The sequence below is a fragment of the Vibrio sp. Vb0888 genome (assembly GCF_033338835.1).
Lineage (GTDB): Bacteria > Pseudomonadota > Gammaproteobacteria > Enterobacterales > Vibrionaceae > Vibrio > Vibrio alginolyticus.
In genome coordinates this window covers 287,709-307,266 of sequence record NZ_JAWOTL010000002.1, presented here as the reverse complement: position 1 = coordinate 307,266, position 19,558 = coordinate 287,709, and the positions used below count along the sequence as shown (strand labels likewise).

17 protein-coding genes and 1 riboswitch are annotated in these 19,558 nt (G+C 46.1%); of the genes, 10 read left to right on the top strand and 7 right to left on the bottom strand.

Going from position 1 to position 19,558, the window contains the following annotated elements; translation table 11 throughout:
* Positions 1-73 precede the first annotated feature (73 nt).
* Complete coding sequence (locus R7P72_RS05450) at positions 74-745, top strand: DUF2057 domain-containing protein (RefSeq protein ID WP_017634411.1); 672 nt, start codon at positions 74-76, stop codon at positions 743-745.
* A 59-nt stretch (positions 746-804) separates the two neighbouring features.
* Here R7P72_RS05450 and R7P72_RS05445 read toward each other — a convergent pair whose 3' ends face one another.
* Together R7P72_RS05445 and R7P72_RS05440 are read right to left on the bottom strand one after the other, a co-directional pair.
* Positions 805-1,251 carry an RDD family protein gene (locus R7P72_RS05445; RefSeq protein ID WP_005374936.1) on the bottom strand — a complete coding sequence of 149 codons (447 nt, stop codon included), beginning with the start codon at positions 1,249-1,251 and terminating at the stop codon, positions 805-807.
* A 180-nt stretch (positions 1,252-1,431) separates the two neighbouring features.
* Positions 1,432-2,196 carry a ferredoxin--NADP reductase gene (locus tag R7P72_RS05440; protein WP_213906944.1) on the bottom strand — a complete coding sequence of 255 codons (765 nt, stop codon included), beginning with the start codon at positions 2,194-2,196 and terminating at the stop codon, positions 1,432-1,434.
* Between the two features lie 210 nt (positions 2,197-2,406).
* On the opposite strand from R7P72_RS05440, the gene R7P72_RS05435 reads away from it, so the two are divergent.
* On the top strand, positions 2,407-2,859 hold the full coding sequence (locus tag R7P72_RS05435) for an acyl-CoA thioesterase (RefSeq protein WP_213905486.1): 453 nt from the start codon (positions 2,407-2,409) through the stop codon (positions 2,857-2,859).
* Between the two features lie 1,328 nt (positions 2,860-4,187).
* Here the strand turns inward: R7P72_RS05435 and R7P72_RS05430 are convergent.
* On the bottom strand, positions 4,188-4,406 hold the full coding sequence (locus R7P72_RS05430; protein WP_005374929.1) for a VF530 family DNA-binding protein: 219 nt from the start codon (positions 4,404-4,406) through the stop codon (positions 4,188-4,190).
* A gap of 132 nt (positions 4,407-4,538) precedes the next feature.
* Here R7P72_RS05430 and R7P72_RS05425 point away from each other — a divergent pair, with 132 nt between their 5' ends.
* Positions 4,539-5,462, top strand: coding sequence for a LysR family transcriptional regulator (locus tag R7P72_RS05425; RefSeq protein ID WP_005374928.1), 924 nt, complete (start codon positions 4,539-4,541; stop codon positions 5,460-5,462).
* Here R7P72_RS05425 and R7P72_RS05420 read toward each other — a convergent pair.
* Both R7P72_RS05420 and R7P72_RS05415 read right to left on the bottom strand, forming a co-directional pair.
* Positions 5,459-5,749: a putative quinol monooxygenase gene (locus R7P72_RS05420; RefSeq protein ID WP_005374925.1), complete on the bottom strand. Its 291-nt coding sequence runs from the start codon at positions 5,747-5,749 to the stop codon at positions 5,459-5,461. The two genes, R7P72_RS05425 and R7P72_RS05420, sit on opposite strands and share 4 nt — an antisense overlap.
* A 69-nt stretch (positions 5,750-5,818) precedes the next feature.
* Entirely contained in the window at positions 5,819-6,472 is a 654-nt protein-coding gene (locus tag R7P72_RS05415) for an oxygen-insensitive NAD(P)H-dependent nitroreductase NfsB (RefSeq protein ID WP_005374924.1), read from the bottom strand.
* A 167-nt stretch (positions 6,473-6,639) separates the two neighbouring features.
* Here R7P72_RS05415 and R7P72_RS05410 point away from each other — a divergent pair, with 167 nt between their 5' ends.
* Together R7P72_RS05410 and R7P72_RS05405 are read left to right on the top strand one after the other, a co-directional pair.
* Complete coding sequence (locus R7P72_RS05410) at positions 6,640-8,103, top strand: helix-turn-helix domain-containing protein (RefSeq protein WP_005374920.1); 1,464 nt, start codon at positions 6,640-6,642, stop codon at positions 8,101-8,103.
* A gap of 129 nt (positions 8,104-8,232) precedes the next feature.
* On the top strand, positions 8,233-10,890 hold the full coding sequence (locus tag R7P72_RS05405) for an alpha-amylase family glycosyl hydrolase (RefSeq protein WP_213906945.1): 2,658 nt from the start codon (positions 8,233-8,235) through the stop codon (positions 10,888-10,890).
* 84 nt (positions 10,891-10,974) lie between these two features.
* On the opposite strand, the gene R7P72_RS05400 is transcribed toward R7P72_RS05405, so the two are convergent.
* Positions 10,975-12,132, bottom strand: coding sequence for a D-alanyl-D-alanine carboxypeptidase family protein (locus tag R7P72_RS05400; RefSeq protein WP_213906946.1), 1,158 nt, complete (start codon positions 12,130-12,132; stop codon positions 10,975-10,977).
* Positions 12,133-12,342: 210 nt separating this feature from the next.
* Here R7P72_RS05400 and R7P72_RS05395 point away from each other — a divergent pair, with 210 nt between their 5' ends.
* Together R7P72_RS05395 and R7P72_RS05390 are read left to right on the top strand one after the other, a co-directional pair.
* The gene (locus tag R7P72_RS05395) at positions 12,343-13,638 is read left to right on the top strand and encodes an alpha/beta fold hydrolase (protein WP_213906947.1); all 1,296 of its coding nucleotides are present in this window, start codon (positions 12,343-12,345) and stop codon (positions 13,636-13,638) included.
* 454 nt (positions 13,639-14,092) lie between these two features.
* Complete coding sequence (locus R7P72_RS05390) at positions 14,093-15,073, top strand: rhodanese-related sulfurtransferase (RefSeq protein ID WP_005374899.1); 981 nt, start codon at positions 14,093-14,095, stop codon at positions 15,071-15,073.
* A gap of 68 nt (positions 15,074-15,141) precedes the next feature.
* Here R7P72_RS05390 and R7P72_RS05385 read toward each other — a convergent pair whose 3' ends face one another.
* Positions 15,142-15,447 carry a DUF6482 family protein gene (locus tag R7P72_RS05385; RefSeq protein WP_005374898.1) on the bottom strand — a complete coding sequence of 102 codons (306 nt, stop codon included), beginning with the start codon at positions 15,445-15,447 and terminating at the stop codon, positions 15,142-15,144.
* 108 nt (positions 15,448-15,555) lie between these two features.
* On the opposite strand from R7P72_RS05385, the gene R7P72_RS05380 reads away from it, so the two are divergent.
* The 3 genes from R7P72_RS05380 (at position 15,556) to gbpA (ending at position 19,548) form a co-directional block, all read left to right on the top strand.
* Positions 15,556-17,037, top strand: a complete 1,482-nt coding sequence (locus tag R7P72_RS05380; protein ID WP_005374897.1) for a cryptochrome/deoxyribodipyrimidine photo-lyase family protein — start codon at positions 15,556-15,558, stop codon at positions 17,035-17,037.
* Between the two features lie 80 nt (positions 17,038-17,117).
* Positions 17,118-17,618 (top strand): fasciclin domain-containing protein, encoded by a 501-nt coding sequence (locus tag R7P72_RS05375; RefSeq protein ID WP_005374896.1) that lies wholly within the window; start codon positions 17,118-17,120, stop codon positions 17,616-17,618.
* Between the two features lie 267 nt (positions 17,619-17,885).
* Positions 17,886-17,986, top strand: a riboswitch (cyclic di-GMP riboswitch).
* A gap of 98 nt (positions 17,987-18,084) precedes the next feature.
* A complete protein-coding gene (gbpA, locus tag R7P72_RS05370) occupies positions 18,085-19,548 on the top strand; it encodes an N-acetylglucosamine-binding protein GbpA (RefSeq protein WP_005374894.1) in 1,464 nt (487 codons plus the stop codon).
* The last annotated feature ends 10 nt before the right edge of the window (positions 19,549-19,558 follow it).

The following is a 19,558-nucleotide window of genomic DNA, read 5'->3' as shown; positions in this document are numbered from 1 at the left end:
TACACTTGGGAGTTGCAATCGGGCAATGAACGATGCACTCTCGATGACCACTAATTTGCTTAGGATAAAAACAATGAAATTGATCAAGCCTTTAACTTGTGCGCTTGCTCTCGCAATGAGTGGCATGGCATTCGCAGATGTAACCGTGAGTGTTCCTGACAACGTTTCAGTATTAGCGGCTAACGGTGAAAAAGCAGATCTTTCGGGTGGTTTTTTCGCCTCTGAAAGAACACTGACGTTACCTGATGGCCTTAACCAAGTCGTATTTCGTTTCGCCCCTTACTTCAACCAAGGTAATGACCGTTTAAGTGTTGAAAGCGATGTTATCGTTACACGATTTGACGCGACCAATGCCGAACTCACTCTACAAATGCCAGAATACCGCAACCTACGTGATGCGGAAGAGAAGATCAAAGACTTAGATTGGAAACTGGTTGATGATTCTGGCAACGCAATCGCGGTTGACCAGGACAAGTTGCTCAAACCGGGTATGCAAATCGGTCGTGATTACGTGCGTGAAATCGAAGATTATAACCAAGCTGGCGGTGCAGCAGCCGTGGCTTTTGCTGGCGCAGCAACCATGCAGCCAGTCACGCTTCCTGCAAAGGTTCCTGCGGATATGAAGCAAGTGAGAGCAACTGCGGTTAAAGCGGATTCGACAGCTGAAGAGATGCTGCACTTCTGGTACCAAAAAGCAGACGCAGAAACCAAAGCTCGCTTTAAGAAATATGTTAATCAACAGTAAATCTGGTTAACTTTATCGATATTAAAAAAGCCACTTCACGTGGCTTTTTTGATCAAAAATTAGGAAGCTTGGACAACTTTAGTATTGGCGATCAAGTCATGCAACAATCGTCGCTCCGGATGAAAGAACAACAATGCCAAATTTACCAACGGGATCCCCGGAATGAGCATCTCCAGCAAGTAGCTAATAACAAGCCTTAACCCTGCTGTAACTTTCGTTGCCTTACTATCATTTTTCATTACAACTTTAATACCAATCATGCGCATACCAATGGTTTGCCCATGACTCAATGCATTCCAGTTGATCATTAAAACCGTTGGTAAAGAAAGCAAGTAAAACGCCTGAGTTTCACGAACAAGCGTGAGGTTATCTGCTAAAGAGAGCTGAAAGTCGTTAAGAAAAGAGTTAATACTCAATGCGATGATTAACACGACCACCATCGCAAAGAGCAGGTCGATAAAACCAGCAATGATTCTCTGTTGCTTGCTCGCGATAAAAGCATACATGGACTTCAGTCACCTCAATGTAATTGGTTAAGCGAGAATGACTGAGTGTACAGACGCGCAATGGTGAGCGCAGTTTAGGTATTGCCAACATAATATTCAACTAAGAACATACTAAATCGCGGTCGTATCTCAAAAGTAATCATTACATCTTGAGCATAACCGTATCAATTTAACAAAACGCTACCAGTAACGTTCGTAAATGATATTTCCCCCGGTTTGATGGCGATACTTTTCCAAGCCTAGCTCTTGTAAGACGGGCACGGTATCTTTGATCATTTGTGGATTCCCACACATCATGACAAAGCTACGCTGAGCTGAGAATGGCGCATCAGCGGCGTTGGACAGTAAACCCGATTCGATGAGTTCAGGAATTCGGCCTTGTAATTTACCATCAACCACTTCCCTGCTGACTATCGGTATATACTTTAATCTGCCTTCATATCGTTGCTGAAGCTGTTCAATTAGGTATTTATAAACCAGATCTTTTTCGAAACGAACGGCATGAACCAGCACAATGCGCTCATTGTGAGGCGGTAAGTTTATATCATCCAGCAGCGATAAAAACGGTCCAATCCCCGTACCTGTAGATAGCAGCCACAGGTCATGAGCCTGTTTAGGAATAGAATCATGGATTAAATCGCCATGTGCGGTGGCACCGACATAAATGCTATCACCAGATTTAAGCTTTTGGAGCCGTGGAGAAAGTTGTCCTTGAGGGTCGGCTACTATTAGAAATTCCAACCAATCGAATTGCTCGCTTGGCGCATTAACCACAGAGTAAGCACGGCTGATCGGCTTACCTTCATCATCAAGCAAAGCAAGCTTGGTGAATTGGCCAGCTTTAAATGAAAGAGGCGCGCCAGATATTCTCAAACTGAACAGCTCACTTGTCCAATCAATGCGTTTCTCAACTCTTGCGAGGTTGAAACCTTTGAGTTCAATCATGAGACACCTCCTATCTGGTTACTCTTAGTTAAACTTACGCCTTCAACTCGATTATGTAAAGTTTCTAGTTTACATAATCAAACCACTATTTCATTTCACATTTTAAAAACAATTTTATTACATATTAAATGATTACATCTAGAATAAATGCTCAAAGTGATAAGTCGCGTCGCAATTTGTGGCAAAGCAGATGAAAAAGGAGCAATAAAAATGGACACACTGTTAAAGGACTTTCCCGTTATCACAGAGATAAAAGTCGCATGGGGTGAAATGGATGCTCTGCAACACGTTAATAACGTGGTCTATTTTCGCTACTTCGAGACCGCACGTTTAGATTACTTCAACAAAATTAACCTGCTGGTCGACCTGCAGACCTCGCAAATTGGACCAGTACTGAGTGAGACTCAATGCCGCTACAAATTGCCTGTTACTTACCCAGACACGCTATTAGTCGGTTCTCGCGTAATCGACATACAAGAAGATCGCATCACAATGGAGTACCAAGTGCTGAGTAAGAAGTGGGGTAAGATTGCGACCATCGCGACCGCCACTGGTGTGATGTTTGATTTTAAGAACAACGTAAAAGCGGCGATTCCAGACCACGTTCGCCAGTCGATTTTAGACTTGGAAGGAACCGTGGGTAGTACGCATCACTTGGAGTAGCAAGAAACGAGAGATTAAAGGCGAGGTTCCCGACAGCGCTTCTTCATCGCTATCGGGAATGATGCTGAGGTACCATTCCAACTTACGCAATAAGAAAACTCGCGTCATTCTAATGAGCCTAAAGTGAATCATTCGAAACCTCGCTAAACGTAACAGTAGAGCGACTCTTTCAGCCTACGCGATAAGAAAAGCTACGTCATTCTAGCGAGCCAAAGTGAGACTAAGAATCTACTTGCCGCTTGCTACAGACCATAGAGCCATGAATAAACTCAATACAATCTGAGGGTAAATTCTGAATCACGCTCGTTCCTCTCAGTTCAGAATAACAGTTCGAGTTTGGCTCTGACCTCTACAAAACCATCTAAAAAAGCGATTCCAGATAAGCCTAAGTGACCATCCGGAAAATCACTTTGGACGTATCAGTGGAGCGACTCTTCCAACCTACGCGATAAGAAAAGCTGCGTCATTCTAGCGAGCCAAAGCGAGACTAAGAATCTACTTGCTGCTTGCTGCAGACCATAGAGCTATGAATAAACTCAATACAATCTGAGGGTAGATTCTGAATCACGCTCGTTCCTCGCGGTTCAGAATGACGGTTCGAGTTTGGCTCTGACCTCTACAAAACCATCTAAAAAAGCGATTCCAGACAAGCCTAAGTGACCATCCGAAATCTCGCTTGAGACGCATCAGCAGCGCGACTCTTCCAGCCTACGCGATAAGAAAAGCTGCGTCATTCTAGCGAGCCATAGCGAGACTAAGAATCTACTTACCGCTTGCTGCAGGCCATAGAGCTATGAATAAACTCAATACAATCTGAGAGTAGATTCTGAATCACGCTCGTTCCTCGCGGTTCAGAATGACGGTTCGAGTTTGGCTCTGACCTCTACAAAACCATCTAAAAAAGCGATTCCAGATAAACCTATGTGACCATCCGGAATCTCGCTTTAGACGCATCAGTAGGGCGACTCTTCTAGCCTACGCGATAAGAAAAGCTGCGTCATTCTAGCGAGCCAAAGTGAGACTAAGAATCTACTTGCCGCTTGCTACAGACCATAGAGCCATGAATAAACTCAATACAATCTGAGGGTAAATTCTGAATCACGCTCGTTCCTCTCAGTTCAGAATAACAGTTCGAGTTTGGCTCTGACCTCTACAAAACCATCTAAAAAAGCGATTCCAGATAAGCCTAAGTGACCATCCGGAAAATCACTTTGGACGTATCAGTGGAGCGACTCTTCCAACCTACGCGATAAGAAAAGCTGCGTCATTCTAGCGAGCCAAAGCGAGACTAAGAATCTACTTACCGCTTGCTGCAGACCATAGAGCGGTTAGCAGAACGTCTCGATGTACAGCGCTTCGACTTTGTCCCGCGCCCATTGCGTTTTGCGCAGGAACTTCAGCGACGATTTGATTGAAGGATCTTTCTTGAAACAGTTCACACGAACGCGCTCATACATGCCATTCCAACCAAAGTGTTCAACTAGTCGGGTGACGATTTTCTCTAAACTCAACCCGTGAAGTGGGTTATTCGGCTGCTGTTGGCTCATGCTATTGATCCGGTAAAGTGAAGTTGCGCGCTAATCTAACTCAAACTCGCCGTGCAACCTAATGTTTTAACCTTGAATTGGCCTACGACTCTCCCTTATAGTAGCCCAAACTTCTTAAAAGCCCTTTTCATTATGAAAGCCCTCAACGACCTCAATATTTTTGTCGAAACCGCGCGCCAAGGCAGCTTTTCAAAAGCCGCTAACAGCATGGACATGACACCTGCCGCCATTAGCGCATCGATTAAGCGTCTTGAAGGGCAAATCGGTTTCCCACTGTTTGTGCGTTCCACCCGAAGCCTGCGTTTAACCTCAGAGGGCGAACTGTTTTTAGACAAAACCACGCAAGCGTTGGCAACATTGCAAGAGGGGTTGGATCAGATCTCAAGTGCGCGCGGGGAGTTGTCTGGTCAGTTGCACATTACTGCACCCTCCGATTTTGGTCGCAATATGTTGCTCGATTGGGTGGATGAGTTCATCGATCTCTACCCAAATGTTTCCATCAAACTAGAGCTGTCCGATAGCTTGACGGATATGTACACCAAGCCTGTCGATATTGCGATTCGCTACGGCGAACCGGCCGACTCCAATCTGGTCGTATTGGCATTGTGTGGGTCAAACGAACGGATATTATGTGCATCGCCAGAGTACGTAGCTACACATCCAGAACTCGCCTCTCCTGCCGATTTAACGCAACACAACTGCTTGTGCTACATGGTCGCGGATTCGGTCTACAACAAATGGACGCTCACGCGTGGCAGCGAGAAAGAACAAATCGTGGTCAGCGGTAACTTGTTGAGCAACGATAGTGACTTGCCACATCGGTTAGCGATCAAAGGCAAAGGCATTGCGAATAAATCATTGATGGACATTAGCCGAGACTTAATCGAGGGAAGATTGGTGAGAGTGTTACCAGAGTGGGATTGCGGCCCAGTGCCGCTCTACATGGTATGTGCCGATCGTCGATTATTGACGCCAACGATTCGGACTTTCCGCGACTTTATCCAGCAAAAATGCTGCCAGCAACGCGCCAACGTGCTGGCAACCTTCTGTCATTAGGCGATAAATCGAAGAGGACGAATCTGGGTATATTCAACCCAATCGTTCTCTTCCAATGTTTCAAGAAACGTCGCCATATGCGGGCTTTGCAAATGCTTATCCAAGGCCTCTTGCGATGCCCAGATTTCTTGGAACATAAATAGGCCATCAACTTTTTCGTCGAGATACAACTCGTATTGGCAACAGCCTTCTTCTTTGCGAGTTGGCTCTAGTAAACCAGCAAGCAAATTCACCACCTGATCCTTACTATCTGGATAGGCTTTCACTTCTGCAACTAAGTGGATCATCGTTTTATCACTCTTTTGCGATTTATATATTGATTACAAGGTTCTACGTCACCTGCAAGTAAGCTCGAATTAGATCTCGGTGAATACGGTTTCTGCGTCCCAGCGAGACTTTGGCGTTTTCGCGTTGAAGTCATCTTCCGCGTGGTAGCCAAGCGGCACGATCACAACACTGGTATAACCTTTTTCACGCAAGCCAAATTCTTCATCCAGCACTTTTGGATCAAACCCTTCAATTGGTACTGCATCGATTTCTAACGTCGAAGCACCCAACAGCAACGTACCCACGTTGAGGTAAACTTGTTTCTCCATCCAATGGTTTGCATCTTTCAAATCAAAACGGTGCATGTTCACAAAGTAGCTACGACCACCGCGCACAGCCGCTTTCGCTTCTTCAGTTGGGAATCGACCATCTTTTTCTTCTTGCACCATTAGCGCTTCAATGTAGTCGTTATCAATGCCTGTTTTTGCACAAAACACCAATACGTGAGAAGCGTTGAGAATCTTCGCCGCGTTAAACGCGTAATTCTCTTGCGCCGCTTTAGCGATGCGCTGCTTGCCTTCTTCTGTGCTTGCCAGAATGAAATGCCAAGGCTGGGAGTTCACACTCGATGGACTAAAACGAATCAGCTCTTTAACTGCGTCGATTTTTTCTTGAGGTAGCTTGCGCGTTGGGTCAAACACTTTCGTTGAGTAACGAGATTTTGCAGCTTGTACGATATCCATGAGGTTCTCCAATTAATGAATTTAAGCTGTGTAACAGCATAACCTCATGAGATAAAGGGAAAAACCGATTTCGATTAAAAACATTTTCAAAATAAATTTGAAAATAAAACGATAAGAAAGGCTTTGAGCGTTCTCACTGAACTTCTTCATCTTTTCAGCAATAATGCATGTTTGCTCGCAACCAAACTCAACTCATGCTGCCTCAAGATAACGTTATTACATCCTTTCTGTGCAAAAAGCTCGGTCACAATCACCTTCGAATTGCCGGCGAATATTGGCACATTGAGAAGTTGGTGGCCTTGCAATGCATGATGTTGAAAGAAGCGCCTAACCTCCAAGAAGGGCTGCTTTGGTGGAGCAAAAGTGTCTCATTATTCGACCGCCGTTTGTACGTCACATTGCAACATGGTGATGCCCAAATCCATCTGCAAGTAGAATGCAGAACAGCCGATATGCCAAATTGGGCGGAGTCGGTGTTTGGCTTGCTCAAAATGCAGTTGGAGACGCTTGAGCTAAGCGAATCAATACAAGTACAAGTTCACGCCAACAATCCACTCACGGCCGATATTTTTCTAAAGGAAACGCGAGATTCTAAAACGAGTTCAAGCGTGTTTGAACTGGTGAAACATGTTTATTTGCTACTTTCTCACCAGCCAATTGAACAACCCGAATTGCTGAGTGTTTTGAACGCCTTGTTCATCAAAAACAGCAATTACGCGCTCAAGTTAGAGCAAGCGGCAAGGCAACTGGGCGTCTCCAAACGCACCTTGCAACGTCGACTGCAAGAAAAGCAAATGAGCTACTCTCAATGCATTGATTTCTCTAAAAGAAATCAAGCACTCACTTTGCTTGCCGACACCCAACTCACAACGCAGCAAATCGCCTATCAACTTGGTTATGAAGAACCTTCGAACTTTCACCGCACTTTTCGTCGTTGGTATCCGTTTTCACCCATGCAATATCGCCAGCAGTGCTTAGATAACCGCACTCATCTCAACAACCAACCCATCCGCTTGTACTACGCCAAAGCGAATACTTTAGCCGATAACGACATTGACCAACCCGTCGGTAAAATCTGGATGGAAGTGGATAATATTGCGTTTGAGAAAGTGGTCTCGGTAGAATGCCGTGACCGTGATGGCGCATGGCGGCGCTACCCCGCTTTCTTCGAGCGTTTTTTAAGTCATGGCACCGAACTATGGGCAACGACCGAACTTCCGGTAGCGCACCCCCTTACCTTTCGCCTTTGTTATGAAGTCGATGGGGAACGTTACATTGAGAATAACCACCAGCGTGACTATGTGGTCTCCAAGGGGCTTTTAATTGGCGCAACGGAATACATTGTCCCGACAAGACAACTTATCCAACTCGGCACTCAGTACACCTTGTTTGTGGAACTCGCGTGTAGATTAAAAGACGTAGCGAAGATCGATTGCTACGTGGGTGACGCGCCAGCTCTGCACGCAATGAGCCAAACTCAGAATGCAGAAGATTACACATGCTGGGCGCTACAACTTCCCCTCACCCAAACGGCTAAACAGTGTCGATTCCGACTCTATGATCATTCTGGTAATGAGTTAGCCAAAGACCATTACCCGATTCAATACCCAATTGTGCAACCACTCAGTTAAATATGTAGCACAGTTCAAATTCAGCACTTCGTGACATCATTTCACGTCTCTTTTGGCGTGAAATGACACTCTCAATTTCAAACCTTTGATTTATCGTTTCCGCATTGCTGCACAACGGAGACAAAAACCGTGTTTGAAACCTTACCTAACCCTATGAATAAAATAAAAATACTCCCTATAGCGATCGCCCTAGCTCTTTCTGGCTGTGGTAGCGATGAAACTACGCCAACCGATACAGGAAGCCACGTGGCATCTCCTGATTGGCAAGACCAGATCATTTACTTCTTGATGATCGACCGTTTTAACGACGGCGACAACACGCTTAACGATCAAGGTCAGAATGAATACGATCCTACCTCAGACAAGAAATTCAGTGGTGGAGACCTGGTTGGTGTCAGTGACAAACTGGGCTACATCGAAGACCTAGGCGCTACCTCTATCTGGATTACACCGCCAGTGGCAAACCAATGGTGGGATGCCGAGCAAAACTACGGCGGCTACCACGGCTACTGGGCGCGTGATTTCCAAAAAGTGGATGAGCACTTTGGTGACATGGAAAGCTACCAAGCGTTAGCGCGAGAAGTGCACGCTCGTAATATGTTCTTGATTCAAGACATCGTGACCAACCACGTAGGTAACTTCTTCACTTACGATGACCCATACTATTACGACCCTAGCCTACCTTGCCAAGGTTTCCGTTTGATTGAAAATGCGCTGCCAGCAGGGCAAGAACTGCCTTATCCGCTCAACATGAATGAGTGTAAAGAAGACGGTACTGGCATTTACCACTGGACGCCAAGCATCACCGACCACAACGATCCCGTCCAAGAAAAAACCTGGCAACTGTCGGATCTGGATGATCTAAATACGTCCGATCCTGAAGTTCGCGCTTATTTAAAAGAGAGCTACCGAAAATGGATCCGCGAAGTGGGCGTTGACGGTTTCCGTATCGATACCGTGAAGTTTGTTGAGCACGATTTCTGGAACGACTTCCTGCACGCCGACGATGGTGTGATGACTCAAGCGGTTGATACTGGTCGCGATAACTTCCTGACCTTTGGTGAAGTCTTCGAAACATCTACGCCTTACAACACAGAAGGCGAAGAGAAGATGCTGACTTACATCGGCGAAAGCGGCTCGCCGGAGCAGTTAACCTCGGTGTTGAACTTCCCATTGCAAGCAACCATGACTCGCGTGTTTGCAGCAGGACAACCGACCGATTACCTACGCTTCCGTCTTGAGAAAATGATGGAGATGTTCCCAAATCCATACATCATGCCGAACTTCATTGATAATCACGACATGCCGCGCTTTCTGTCGCAAGGTAGCGTGAATGACATGAAACAAGCACTGATCACCATGATGAGCGTACCTGGTATTCCTGTGATTTACCAAGGTACAGAACAGGCGATGTCAGCGGCGCGTGATGCGATGTTCGCCGGAGGGTACCGTGAAGATGGCGACTACGTAGACTCATTCGACCAAAACAGCGAGATGTACTTGTTCATCCAAGAGCTTGCTAAGTTACGTACCGAAAACAAAGTCATGACACGTGGCGAAATGAAAGTGATTGGCAGCGATAAAGCCGGCGCAGGTGTGTTCGCCTTTACCCGTACTTTGGATAACGACGAAGTCTTGGTTGTGATGAATACATCCAACTCGCCAATGTTGATGAACCAACTCGATGTAGAACAAGTTGGCGGCACCGTCTTCCAACAACAAATCATGTCGAACAGGGCAGAAGCTCCAGAGCAGTTAGTCGCAGATGAAAATGGTCACGTAACCCTTGAGTTGCCAGCCAAGTCTGCAGTGATTTACTCAAAAACAAGCAGCAATCAATCTGTAGATACCCCAGACCTCAATATCCGACTTGCTCAAGATTGGGAAGGACAAACCATCACTGGTGATATTGTTATCGCGGGTAGTGCGAACGCCAACGAGGAGTTGAACCTTGTCGTCGATGGTAACTTGGAAACAGCGCAAACCATTACTGTAGGTGCTGATGGTCAGTTTAGTGTCACGCTGTCGACTCGTCATTTTGCGATTGGCGAGCAACAGCACCGCTTCGCGATTTATTCCACCGAGAAAAAAGCAGGCATCGAGGACGTGAATTTTGTCTCCAACCTAAGCTGGTCAAACACGCCGGACGACACCATTGATGATGCGGGCGATGCACAAGACGGCGTGGGCGGCCCAAACGGCAACTACTCATTACCAACCGATCCAACGTTCGACAAAGACAACAGCCAACTCGCGATCAACAAAGCAGAAGTGTTTACCGTTGGCAGTAACGTACGTTTGACCTTCACCATGGACAAAATCACCGACACTTGGTTGCCACCAAACGGCTTCGACCACGTGGGTTTCACCATCTTTATTGATTTACCGGAAGAAGCCGCAACCAACTTGTCTGAGCTACCGAAGATCAACGCTTCTATGCCAAGCGGAACCTGGAGTCGCAATGCGGTTGTTTTTGGCTGGCAAAGCTCTATTTACAACACCAAAGGAGCAAATGCGACGACATGGGGAGAAGCCGTAACGCCAGCACCAACAGTGACAGTAGACAAAGCCAACAACACCATTTCAATGGACTTTGCTAGCGATGCACTAGGCCGCCCAGATTCGCTCGATGGTATCCGTTTCTATGTCACGACTTGGGACTTAGACGGTCTTTCAGCAACTTACCGTCCGCTAGAGCAAGACAAAGGCCCTTGGAACTTCTCCGGTGGCGCATCGGATGAAAGTAAGATTTGGGACGATTTACCAATCATCACCTTGTCGGAATAAACCGTTAAAAAAGACACCGCCCAGCGTTTAGCTGGGCGGCCATCAACAAAAGAATGCAGAAAGACACTTCTGCTCGTTTTTATTCTAGTTAAAGAACGATTTCACCCACAGCACCAGACTGTCCCAAAGCTGACCGAACCACGAGCCCTCTTCTACCGCTTGGCTGCTGACCAAGGGATAACTCGCCACGGTACTGTCATCGCTTTTCCAAACGACCTTACCAATCTCATCTCCTTGCGCGATCGGCGCAATCAACGGTTCATTTAACACCACACTCTTATCAAGCCCAGCCGTCATTGAACGAGGTAGAGTGAGATAGGCATCTTTAGCGAAGATCGCTTCAACTTGATTAGCATTTCCCTTCCAAACGCGAACTTTAGACTCAACTTCCCCCTGTTTAGCAACTTGCTTGGTGTCATAAAAGCGAAAACCATAGCTGAGTAGATTCTTCGATTGGCTGATCCTAGCCTGTTTACTTGGCGTACCCATCACCACCGAGATAAGGCGCATTCTTCCTTCTTTGGCCGAGCTCACCAAGCTGTATCCGGCATTGCTGGTGTAGCCGGTTTTGCCCCCGTCGACATCAATGGAATTATCCCATAACAACTTATTGCGGTTGTACTGCGTAATGTCGTTCCACTTGAAGACTTTCTCGCTGTATAGCGCATACACATCAGGAACATCGCTGATGATCGACTGCATGAGTTTTGCCATATCGGTTGGTGAGGTTTGGATGCCATTACTATCAAGACCATGGGAGTTCACAAAATAGGTGTCTTGCAGTCCTAATTTCTCCGCCCAACCATTCATCAAGGCGACAAAGCCGCGTTCACTGCCTGCAACGTGCTCAGCCAGTGCAACGCACGCGTCATTTCCTGATTGGATGATCACGCCGCGCATTAAGTTCGCAACACTAATTTCATCTTTCGGTTTGATGAACATTTTAGAAGAACCGGGAAACTTGGCCGACCACGCATTTTCACTCACGGTGACAACATCATCCCATTTCAAACGCCCCGCTTTGATTTCTTGTCCAACTACATAAGCGGTCATCAACTTGGTTAAACTCGCCGGAGCAAGGCCTGCTCGCCCGTTATGCTCGGCAATAATGGCACCGGATTGAAAGTCCATTAATACGTAGCCTTTTGCCTGTAACTGAGGTGGGTTGGGCGTAACAACGGCAAAAGTAGGTACGCTTATTAAACAAGTCACAATTGTCCATCGAGCCAGTGACACTTTCATCCGACTTCCTCCATGCTCTTACTTTGTCGCAACTCTATTGAGCATAGCTCACTCAACCAGTTGCACCAGTCGCTAATCGTTTCATTTTCTTGAACTTACATTGATTTGACCAAGGTATAGAACTGAAGAGGCGATTGGGAAATAGCATTGGTTCTTCACGCCATTCGCAGTAAAGTAGCGCTACCCCTCAATAAGGAAATAAAGATAACAATGAACGCTCAATCATTTATCGACGCAGGATTGCATTACACTCCCCACAGCTTTACCGTTCCTCTGGATTACCAAGACGCGAGTAAAGGCACCATTGAAGTCTTCGCCCGTGCGGTTTGCCTAGTCGGCGATGAAGAATCGACCAAACCTTGGTTGGTTTACTTTCAGGGCGGGCCTGGCTTTCCCTCTCCGCGTCAAAACGGCAATAGCGGCTGGGTAAAACGCGCGCTGCAAGAGTACCGAGTTTTGCTTCTCGACCAGCGCGGTACGGGCAATAGCAGCGTAATTAATCACCAGACTCTTGCTCACCTCACGCCAGAGCAACAAGCAGACTACTTGAGCCACTTCCGAGCGGATAACATCGTGCGCGACGCGGAGTACATTCGTAAGCAATTTGGCGTCGAAAAATGGGCGATCTTAGGTCAAAGCTTTGGTGGTTTTTGTTCCCTCACCTATTTGTCTTTGTTCCCAGACAGCTTGCTACAAAGCTACATTACAGGTGGCGTGCCATCAGTCTCGCGTCATGCCGACGATGTGTATGAAGCCACCTTCAAACGCACCATGGAGAAAAACCAAGCGTTCTTCCAACAATTTCCAAGTGCGCAACAACTTTGCCAAAACATTGCGAATCATTTGCTGGAAAATGAAGAGTACCTACCAAATGGTCAACGCTTCACGGTGGAACAATTTCAACAAATCGGCATCAATTTTGGTGTGAGTGATACTTTCTTGCCAACTTACTATTGGCTAGAAAGCGCGTTGATTGAAGTGAACGGCAAACCACAACTTCGCTATGAGTTCTTGAACGATATGTTGGCGCAGCAAAACTTCCAAACCAACCCGATCTACGCCATTTTGCATGAATCGATTTACTGCCAAGACTTTGCGTCGAATTGGAGTGCGCACCGTGTTCGCCAAACCCGACCAGAGTTTAATTATGAACCTGACCAGCCATTTTACTTTACGGGGGAAATGGTCTTCCCGTGGATGTTCGACCAATACGTCAACCTTAAACCACTAAAAGACGCCGCAGAAATATTGGCCGCGAAAGAAGATTGGGCTGCGCTGTACGATCAAACTCAACTGGCTCAAAATAAAGTGCCTGTCAGTTGCGCCGTTTACGCCGATGATATGTTTGTTGAAATGGATATCAGCCGAGAGACGCTCGCGTTAATCCCAAATTCAAAAGCGTGGATCACCAACGAGTACGAGCACAACGGTTTGCGTGCCGACGGTGAACGCATTCTCGACAGGCTCATTGCCATGGGAAAACAGACCGCAGCTACGTTGAAATAAGCAGGACAGACGTTAGAAAAACGCCTTTTCAATATTTGGTGAAAGGCGTTTATAGCGGTTTATGAACTATGGCGATCAGTCTTTCACTCTTTGTCCCTAAACCTTTATCCCTCACCACCTCATGTATAAAACTGCGACATGTCCTTTCCTTGTCAATGACTCCGGTGATTACTTGGTGCTTCTTGCGCCTAACTTTTTTGAAGGGCCCAAAACAGCATAAATTTAAACCAAAAGTATCGGCTCCAACCTACCTAACCCACTATAATTAATGCTTATAATTTGAACACATAGCGGCTTCACCTGCGGACATGCTCCCCCTATCAAAGACCGCCAGGCCCCGCCTACTCATAATATCCGTATAATTTGTCCGTATTTCCGACTAGTTTAGTCAGGTATACTTCGTGCCGCTAAAATTTTAAGGTCGTTGACCACCTGTATTTTTAAAGGAAACCTCATGAGTCAGTATGTAGTTTGTGCGCTGTACAAGTTTGTTGAGCTGAATAACTATCAAGAGCTACGCGAGCCATTACTTGCGTTGATGGAAAAACACCATATTCGCGGAACATTACTACTGGCAAGTGAAGGTATCAACGGTACTGTTGCATCTGATCGTGCAGGTATTGATACGCTACTGGAGTGGCTAAACAACGAACCTCGTTTGACTGGCACCGTATACAAAGAGTCGTATTCTGAGACCCAGCCATTCAATCGCACCAAAGTGAAACTGAAAAAAGAGATCGTAACATTAGGTGTTGAAGGTATAGACCCTCGCCACGTAGTGGGTACTTACGTGAAACCTCAAGAGTGGAACGATCTTATTGCTGATCCTGAAGTGTTTGTTGTCGATACACGTAATGATTACGAAATCGAGATCGGGACATTCAAAGGCGCTGTAAACCCAAATACTGAAACCTTTCGTGAATTCCCAGACTATGTAAAAGAAAACATGGACCCGGCAAAACACAAGAAAGTTGCGATGTTCTGTACCGGTGGTATCCGCTGCGAAAAATCAACGGCTTACATGAAAGAACAGGGCTTTGATGAGGTCTACCACCTAGAAGGCGGCATTCTTAAATATCTTGAAGAAGTTCCTCAAGAAGAGAGCATGTGGGAAGGCGATTGTTACGTATTTGACGGTCGTGTTGCAGTGAACCACCAGCTAGAAAAAGCAGATTACGATTTATGTAACGCTTGTCGTCTACCGATCACTGAAGAAGACAAACAGTCAGAATTGTTCGAGCAAGGCGTGAGCTGTCCAAAATGTCACGGCACACACTCAGAAGAACAAATTGCTCGATTCCGCGAGCGTGAAAAACAAGTTGTTCTTGCAGAGCAGCGAGGCGAGCAGCATGTTGGTGGTGAAAGTGCCAAGCAAAGAGAAGCCCGACGTGCCGCTAAGTACGCGCAAAAAGAAGCGCAGCGTAAACAAGACTAAGCCCAACTCTCCTTATATTTAGCGAGCTGCCGTAAGGTGGCTCGCTTTTACTACGCACCAATACTCTTTCAATACAATTTTGTATCCCTCACCAATACCTCTAGTTGATTGTCTCTTTTGCCTTCGGGTAGCCCCACCATTTCATCATAAGCACTTTGATGCACTAGAACCTGCTTATTTGCTTTGATATTCCTGCACTTCTTTTGCATCTCGATCAGGGAATGAGCCCTCAAAAAGATACCGTTGTCATCAGTGATAAATTGCGCTTCTCCATCAATCACGACAGATGCCTGGTACAATGCGAGATCAAGCGAATGAATGACCAATTTGTCTACATAGAAGTATTTTTGTAACTTACTCAATGGTATTGCCATGTGTCACCTCCCTGAAAGTTACCTCTACGTTTTGTAGAATAAAACCGATCATTGGATGAGATTTCTTCGGTTTACTTGCGTACAACATCGGAAACAAAGAGGATTCCGATGCAAACAATCAATGTCGTGTGGTTAAAGCGAGATTTAAGGCTGACTGACCATCAACCACTAACTCAAGCATTATCAACAAAGCACCCAACTGTGCTTTTGTATATTGTTGAACCATTGCTATTGAACAACCCACACTATTCTGAGCGCCACTGGCGATTTGTTTGGCAATCACTGCAAGACATGGATGAAACGCTCAAAGCGTATGGGCATCGAATCACGGTGCTGTTTGACGATGCCTTAGCATGTTTCCAATCAATTCAAGCGCAATATCAAATCAACGCTGTTTTTTCTCACCGAGAAATAGGACTCAACTGCACCTTTGAACGAGACCGACAAGTTGCCGCTTGGCTGTATGAGCAGAACATCGACTGGTTTGAATTCGAACACGGTGCTGTAATCAGAGGTGCAATAAACCGGCAAGGTTGGGACAAACATTGGGACTCTGTCATGAGAGCCTCAATAAGCCCTATTGAGCTCCAAACCGACTTATTGCATTCATTGGATGCAGAAGCTCTCGGCTGTTCGTTTTCGCCACCATCATCCTGGCTATCAAAATGCAAAGGAATGCAAACGGGAGGAAGCCGGCTCGCTTGGAAAACACTAGAGGACTTTTTCCATCGTCGAGGTCGTGATTACTATCGAAGCATTTCTAGTCCCACAGCCTCACGCACAGCCTGTACTCGACTTTCTCCATATCTCGCTTGGGGTAACATATCCTTGCGTGAAGTTTATCAATACCTTTTGAAACACTGGCAAGTCGCTGGGTTTCGTCGCAGCTTAATTGCATTGTCTTCACGGCTTCATTGGCACTGTCACTTCATCCAAAAATTCGAATCGGAATACGACATGGAGTTTTACTGCGTTAATCGGGCTTACGAACCATTGATTAAACAAAGTAGTACTTTCGATGAAGAAAAGTTAGCAGCATGGAAATCCGGGCATACTGGCGTACCTTTGATTGATGCCTGCATGCGCTGTTTGCACCACACTGGTTACATTAACTTTCGCATGCGTGCCATGCTGGTTAGCTTTCTTACTCACCACATGAACATGGATTGGCGAGTAGGTGTAACGCATTTAGCGCAACTGTTTCTCGACTTTGAGCCTGGAATTCATTACCCACAATTCCAAATGCAAGCAGGAGTAACCGGGACTAACACAATCCGTATTTATAATCCGATCAAGCAGGCCCAAGAACATGATCCTAACGGTACGTTCATCTACAAGTGGGTACCTGAGTTACAAATGGTTCCTCCCCCTCTTTTATTCGAGCCCTGGACAATGACCCAGATGGAAGCTGTCATGTATCAATTGCAGCCAGATAGCCGTTACCTTGCACCTATTATCGCACCAGACAAAGCAGCTAAGGCAGCAAGAGAGCGCTTATGGACGTGGCGGAAACGAGCTGATGTGAAACAAGAAGGCAGACGAATTCTTGCGCGACATGTTAGACCCTCAAAAGAAAGTAGGACGCGATGATCATCTTTCAATCACGATGCGTACAAATGCAAACACACTCCAGGGAACCCGTTGTACCCTCAACTAGTAAGGAACACATTATGTTCAAACGTATCTTAGTTATCGCGGCGACACTGATGGCGACATTATCTTTTATGCTTCCCGTTCAGGCTCATGAGCATGGCATGATGAAAGCCGATATTGTCGACGTTGCCGCTGAAAATGGCTCTTTCAATACGCTTGTTGCTGCGGTGAAAGCAGCGGGCCTGGTTGACACTCTCAAAGGGGAAGGCCCATTTACTGTTTTTGCACCAACGGATGACGCTTTTGCAAAACTGCCAGACGGCACAGTCGACATGCTCTTAATGCCGGAAAACAAAGACAAGTTAGTATCTGTTTTGACTTATCACGTCGTCCCAGGGAAAGTGATGGCTGCCGATGTTGTTAAGCTAGACAAAGCGACTACGGTTCAGGGGCAAGATGTGATGATTAAAACCATGGGCGATAAAGTCATGGTTAACGATGCAAATGTCATCGCAACCGATGTGAAAGCTAAAAACGGTGTCATTCACGTGATTGATACTGTCATTATGCCGAAATAACACCATCCAGAGGGCGGTACACTCCGCCCTTTAGACAGAACTTCTTCCACCCTTAGCACGATTCCTCTCCACTTATCCCCACCCCCACTCATTCACCATGACTATAAAAAGGATAAAAACAAAATTAAAATCAATACCTTGCAATACGACACTGCACAATATTGACGAGGTTAAGATATCGTTATCTTTCAATTTGAGAACAGGATTCCATGTCAGTGACGTTTACTTTTCCACATGTAAATTCTTAAGCTAAATTTTGGCTGCTCAATCACATTTCGGCAAACCATTCGAAAGGGTGGGACGCAAAGCTTCCGGTCTGTCAGCATTTAAAAATCTAAAAGAATGCTCATGATAGCGGGGTTACCATGACGCAGTGTTACAGAAGTCCAATTTCTGTAGCGTTGCTTTATGCTCAGCATGCGCCGGGGTGTGACACTAGTTTGTCAGCCATAACAGAGGACATGTGATGAAATCATTTCCAACCAAATCCGTACTCGCGTTAGCACTTGCAAGCATTAGCTCAGGTGCTGCGGCTCACGGTTATGTATCAGAAACCAATGGTGGTGTCGCTGCAAGTCGCTCGGCACTATGTAAGTATCCAACGCCAGATACTAACGAAAAAAATAATAACTGCGGTGCGATTCAATATGAACCGCAAAGCGTTGAAGGCCCTGATGGCTTTCCCGAAACAGGGCCTCGCGATGGTAAAATAGCGAGTGCCGAAACCGCTTTAGCAGCTGCCCTTGATGAGCAAACTGCCGACCGTTGGGTAAAACGCACTATTCAAGCAGGTACACAAACTTTTGAATGGACATTTACCGCTAACCACGTGACGCGCGACTGGAAATATTACATCACCAAGCCTGATTGGAACCCAAACGCTTCACTATCACGAGACTCTTTTGATCTAACTCCTTTCTGTGTCGTCGACGGCAATATGGTTCAACCCCCGAAACAGGTAAGCCATCAATGTAATGTGCCTACTCGCGAGGGATACCATGTCATCCTGGCAGTATGGGATGTTGGCGACACTGCAGCCTCATTTTATAACGTGATCGATGTGAAATTTGATGGTGACAGTCCCGTTATTCCAGATTGGAAGCAAGGCGGTCAAATTATTCCTACAATGGATTTAAATATTGGGGATTCGGTTTATACGCGCGTATTTGATCAAGCAGGTGAAAACATAGCGTATAGAACTGAACTAGAAATTACCGATGCAGCAATGGGCCAAGCGAAAAACTGGTCTTACGCACTCGCGACTAAGCTAAACCAAGAACAAGCAAAACTGCAAGCCGGGCAGTATGCAGAGGATAAATTCACTCCTGTTTATGGTACTAATCCGGTGTATCTGCAAGCAAATAGCGGCCTTGAGCGAGTAGAGATCGGCTATAACATTGAAACTCCTGTTCCAGAATACTCACTCACAGTAGATGGCTTAGCAGACGAATATATCATTGAGTCAACACCGACAACGTTGGATCTGACACTAACTGCTGAAGGCGATTTAAATGCAGAACTCACCGTTTACAATCACCATCGCGAACCACTTGCAAGTTGGGCAAACGAAATGAAAGACGGCTCGGTAGAGGCGATATCGCTCGCTTTAAGTAAATCGGAGCCGGGTCACCATATGCTCGTAACACGTATTAAGGATAAAGATGGCAACTTGGTGGATCAGCAAACGCTCGACTTTCACTTAAAAGAAGAGTCAGTTACTCCACCACCATCTGGTGAGTACGATGTTGTCTTCCCTGAAGGACTATCTAGCTACACGGCGGGCACAAAAGTGCTTGCCAGCGACGGGGGCATTTATCAATGTAAACCTTTCCCATACTCTGGTTACTGTATGCAGTGGAAAGAAAGCGCAAACCATTACGAGCCTGGAATAGGTTCACACTGGGAGATGGCTTGGGATAAAGTCAACTAAATAACCCTTT

Bases quoted from the DNA above. Each gene is read 5' to 3' on its own strand.
- R7P72_RS05450 (WP_017634411.1), top strand. From the start codon at position 74: ATGAAATTGATCAAGCCTTTAACTTGTGCGCTTGCTCTCGCAATGAGT.
- R7P72_RS05445 (WP_005374936.1), bottom strand. From the start codon at position 1,251: ATGTATGCTTTTATCGCGAGCAAGCAACAGAGAATCATTGCTGGTTTT.
- R7P72_RS05440 (WP_213906944.1), bottom strand. From the start codon at position 2,196: ATGATTGAACTCAAAGGTTTCAACCTCGCAAGAGTTGAGAAACGCATT.
- R7P72_RS05435 (WP_213905486.1), top strand. From the start codon at position 2,407: ATGGACACACTGTTAAAGGACTTTCCCGTTATCACAGAGATAAAAGTC.
- R7P72_RS05430 (WP_005374929.1), bottom strand. From the start codon at position 4,406: ATGAGCCAACAGCAGCCGAATAACCCACTTCACGGGTTGAGTTTAGAG.
- R7P72_RS05425 (WP_005374928.1), top strand. From the start codon at position 4,539: ATGAAAGCCCTCAACGACCTCAATATTTTTGTCGAAACCGCGCGCCAA.
- R7P72_RS05420 (WP_005374925.1), bottom strand. From the start codon at position 5,749: ATGATCCACTTAGTTGCAGAAGTGAAAGCCTATCCAGATAGTAAGGAT.
- R7P72_RS05415 (WP_005374924.1), bottom strand. From the start codon at position 6,472: ATGGATATCGTACAAGCTGCAAAATCTCGTTACTCAACGAAAGTGTTT.
- R7P72_RS05410 (WP_005374920.1), top strand. From the start codon at position 6,640: ATGTTTGCTCGCAACCAAACTCAACTCATGCTGCCTCAAGATAACGTT.
- R7P72_RS05400 (WP_213906946.1), bottom strand. From the start codon at position 12,132: ATGAAAGTGTCACTGGCTCGATGGACAATTGTGACTTGTTTAATAAGC.
- R7P72_RS05395 (WP_213906947.1), top strand. From the start codon at position 12,343: ATGAACGCTCAATCATTTATCGACGCAGGATTGCATTACACTCCCCAC.
- R7P72_RS05390 (WP_005374899.1), top strand. From the start codon at position 14,093: ATGAGTCAGTATGTAGTTTGTGCGCTGTACAAGTTTGTTGAGCTGAAT.
- R7P72_RS05385 (WP_005374898.1), bottom strand. From the start codon at position 15,447: ATGGCAATACCATTGAGTAAGTTACAAAAATACTTCTATGTAGACAAA.
- R7P72_RS05380 (WP_005374897.1), top strand. From the start codon at position 15,556: ATGCAAACAATCAATGTCGTGTGGTTAAAGCGAGATTTAAGGCTGACT.
- R7P72_RS05375 (WP_005374896.1), top strand. From the start codon at position 17,118: ATGTTCAAACGTATCTTAGTTATCGCGGCGACACTGATGGCGACATTA.
- gbpA (WP_005374894.1), top strand. From the start codon at position 18,085: ATGAAATCATTTCCAACCAAATCCGTACTCGCGTTAGCACTTGCAAGC.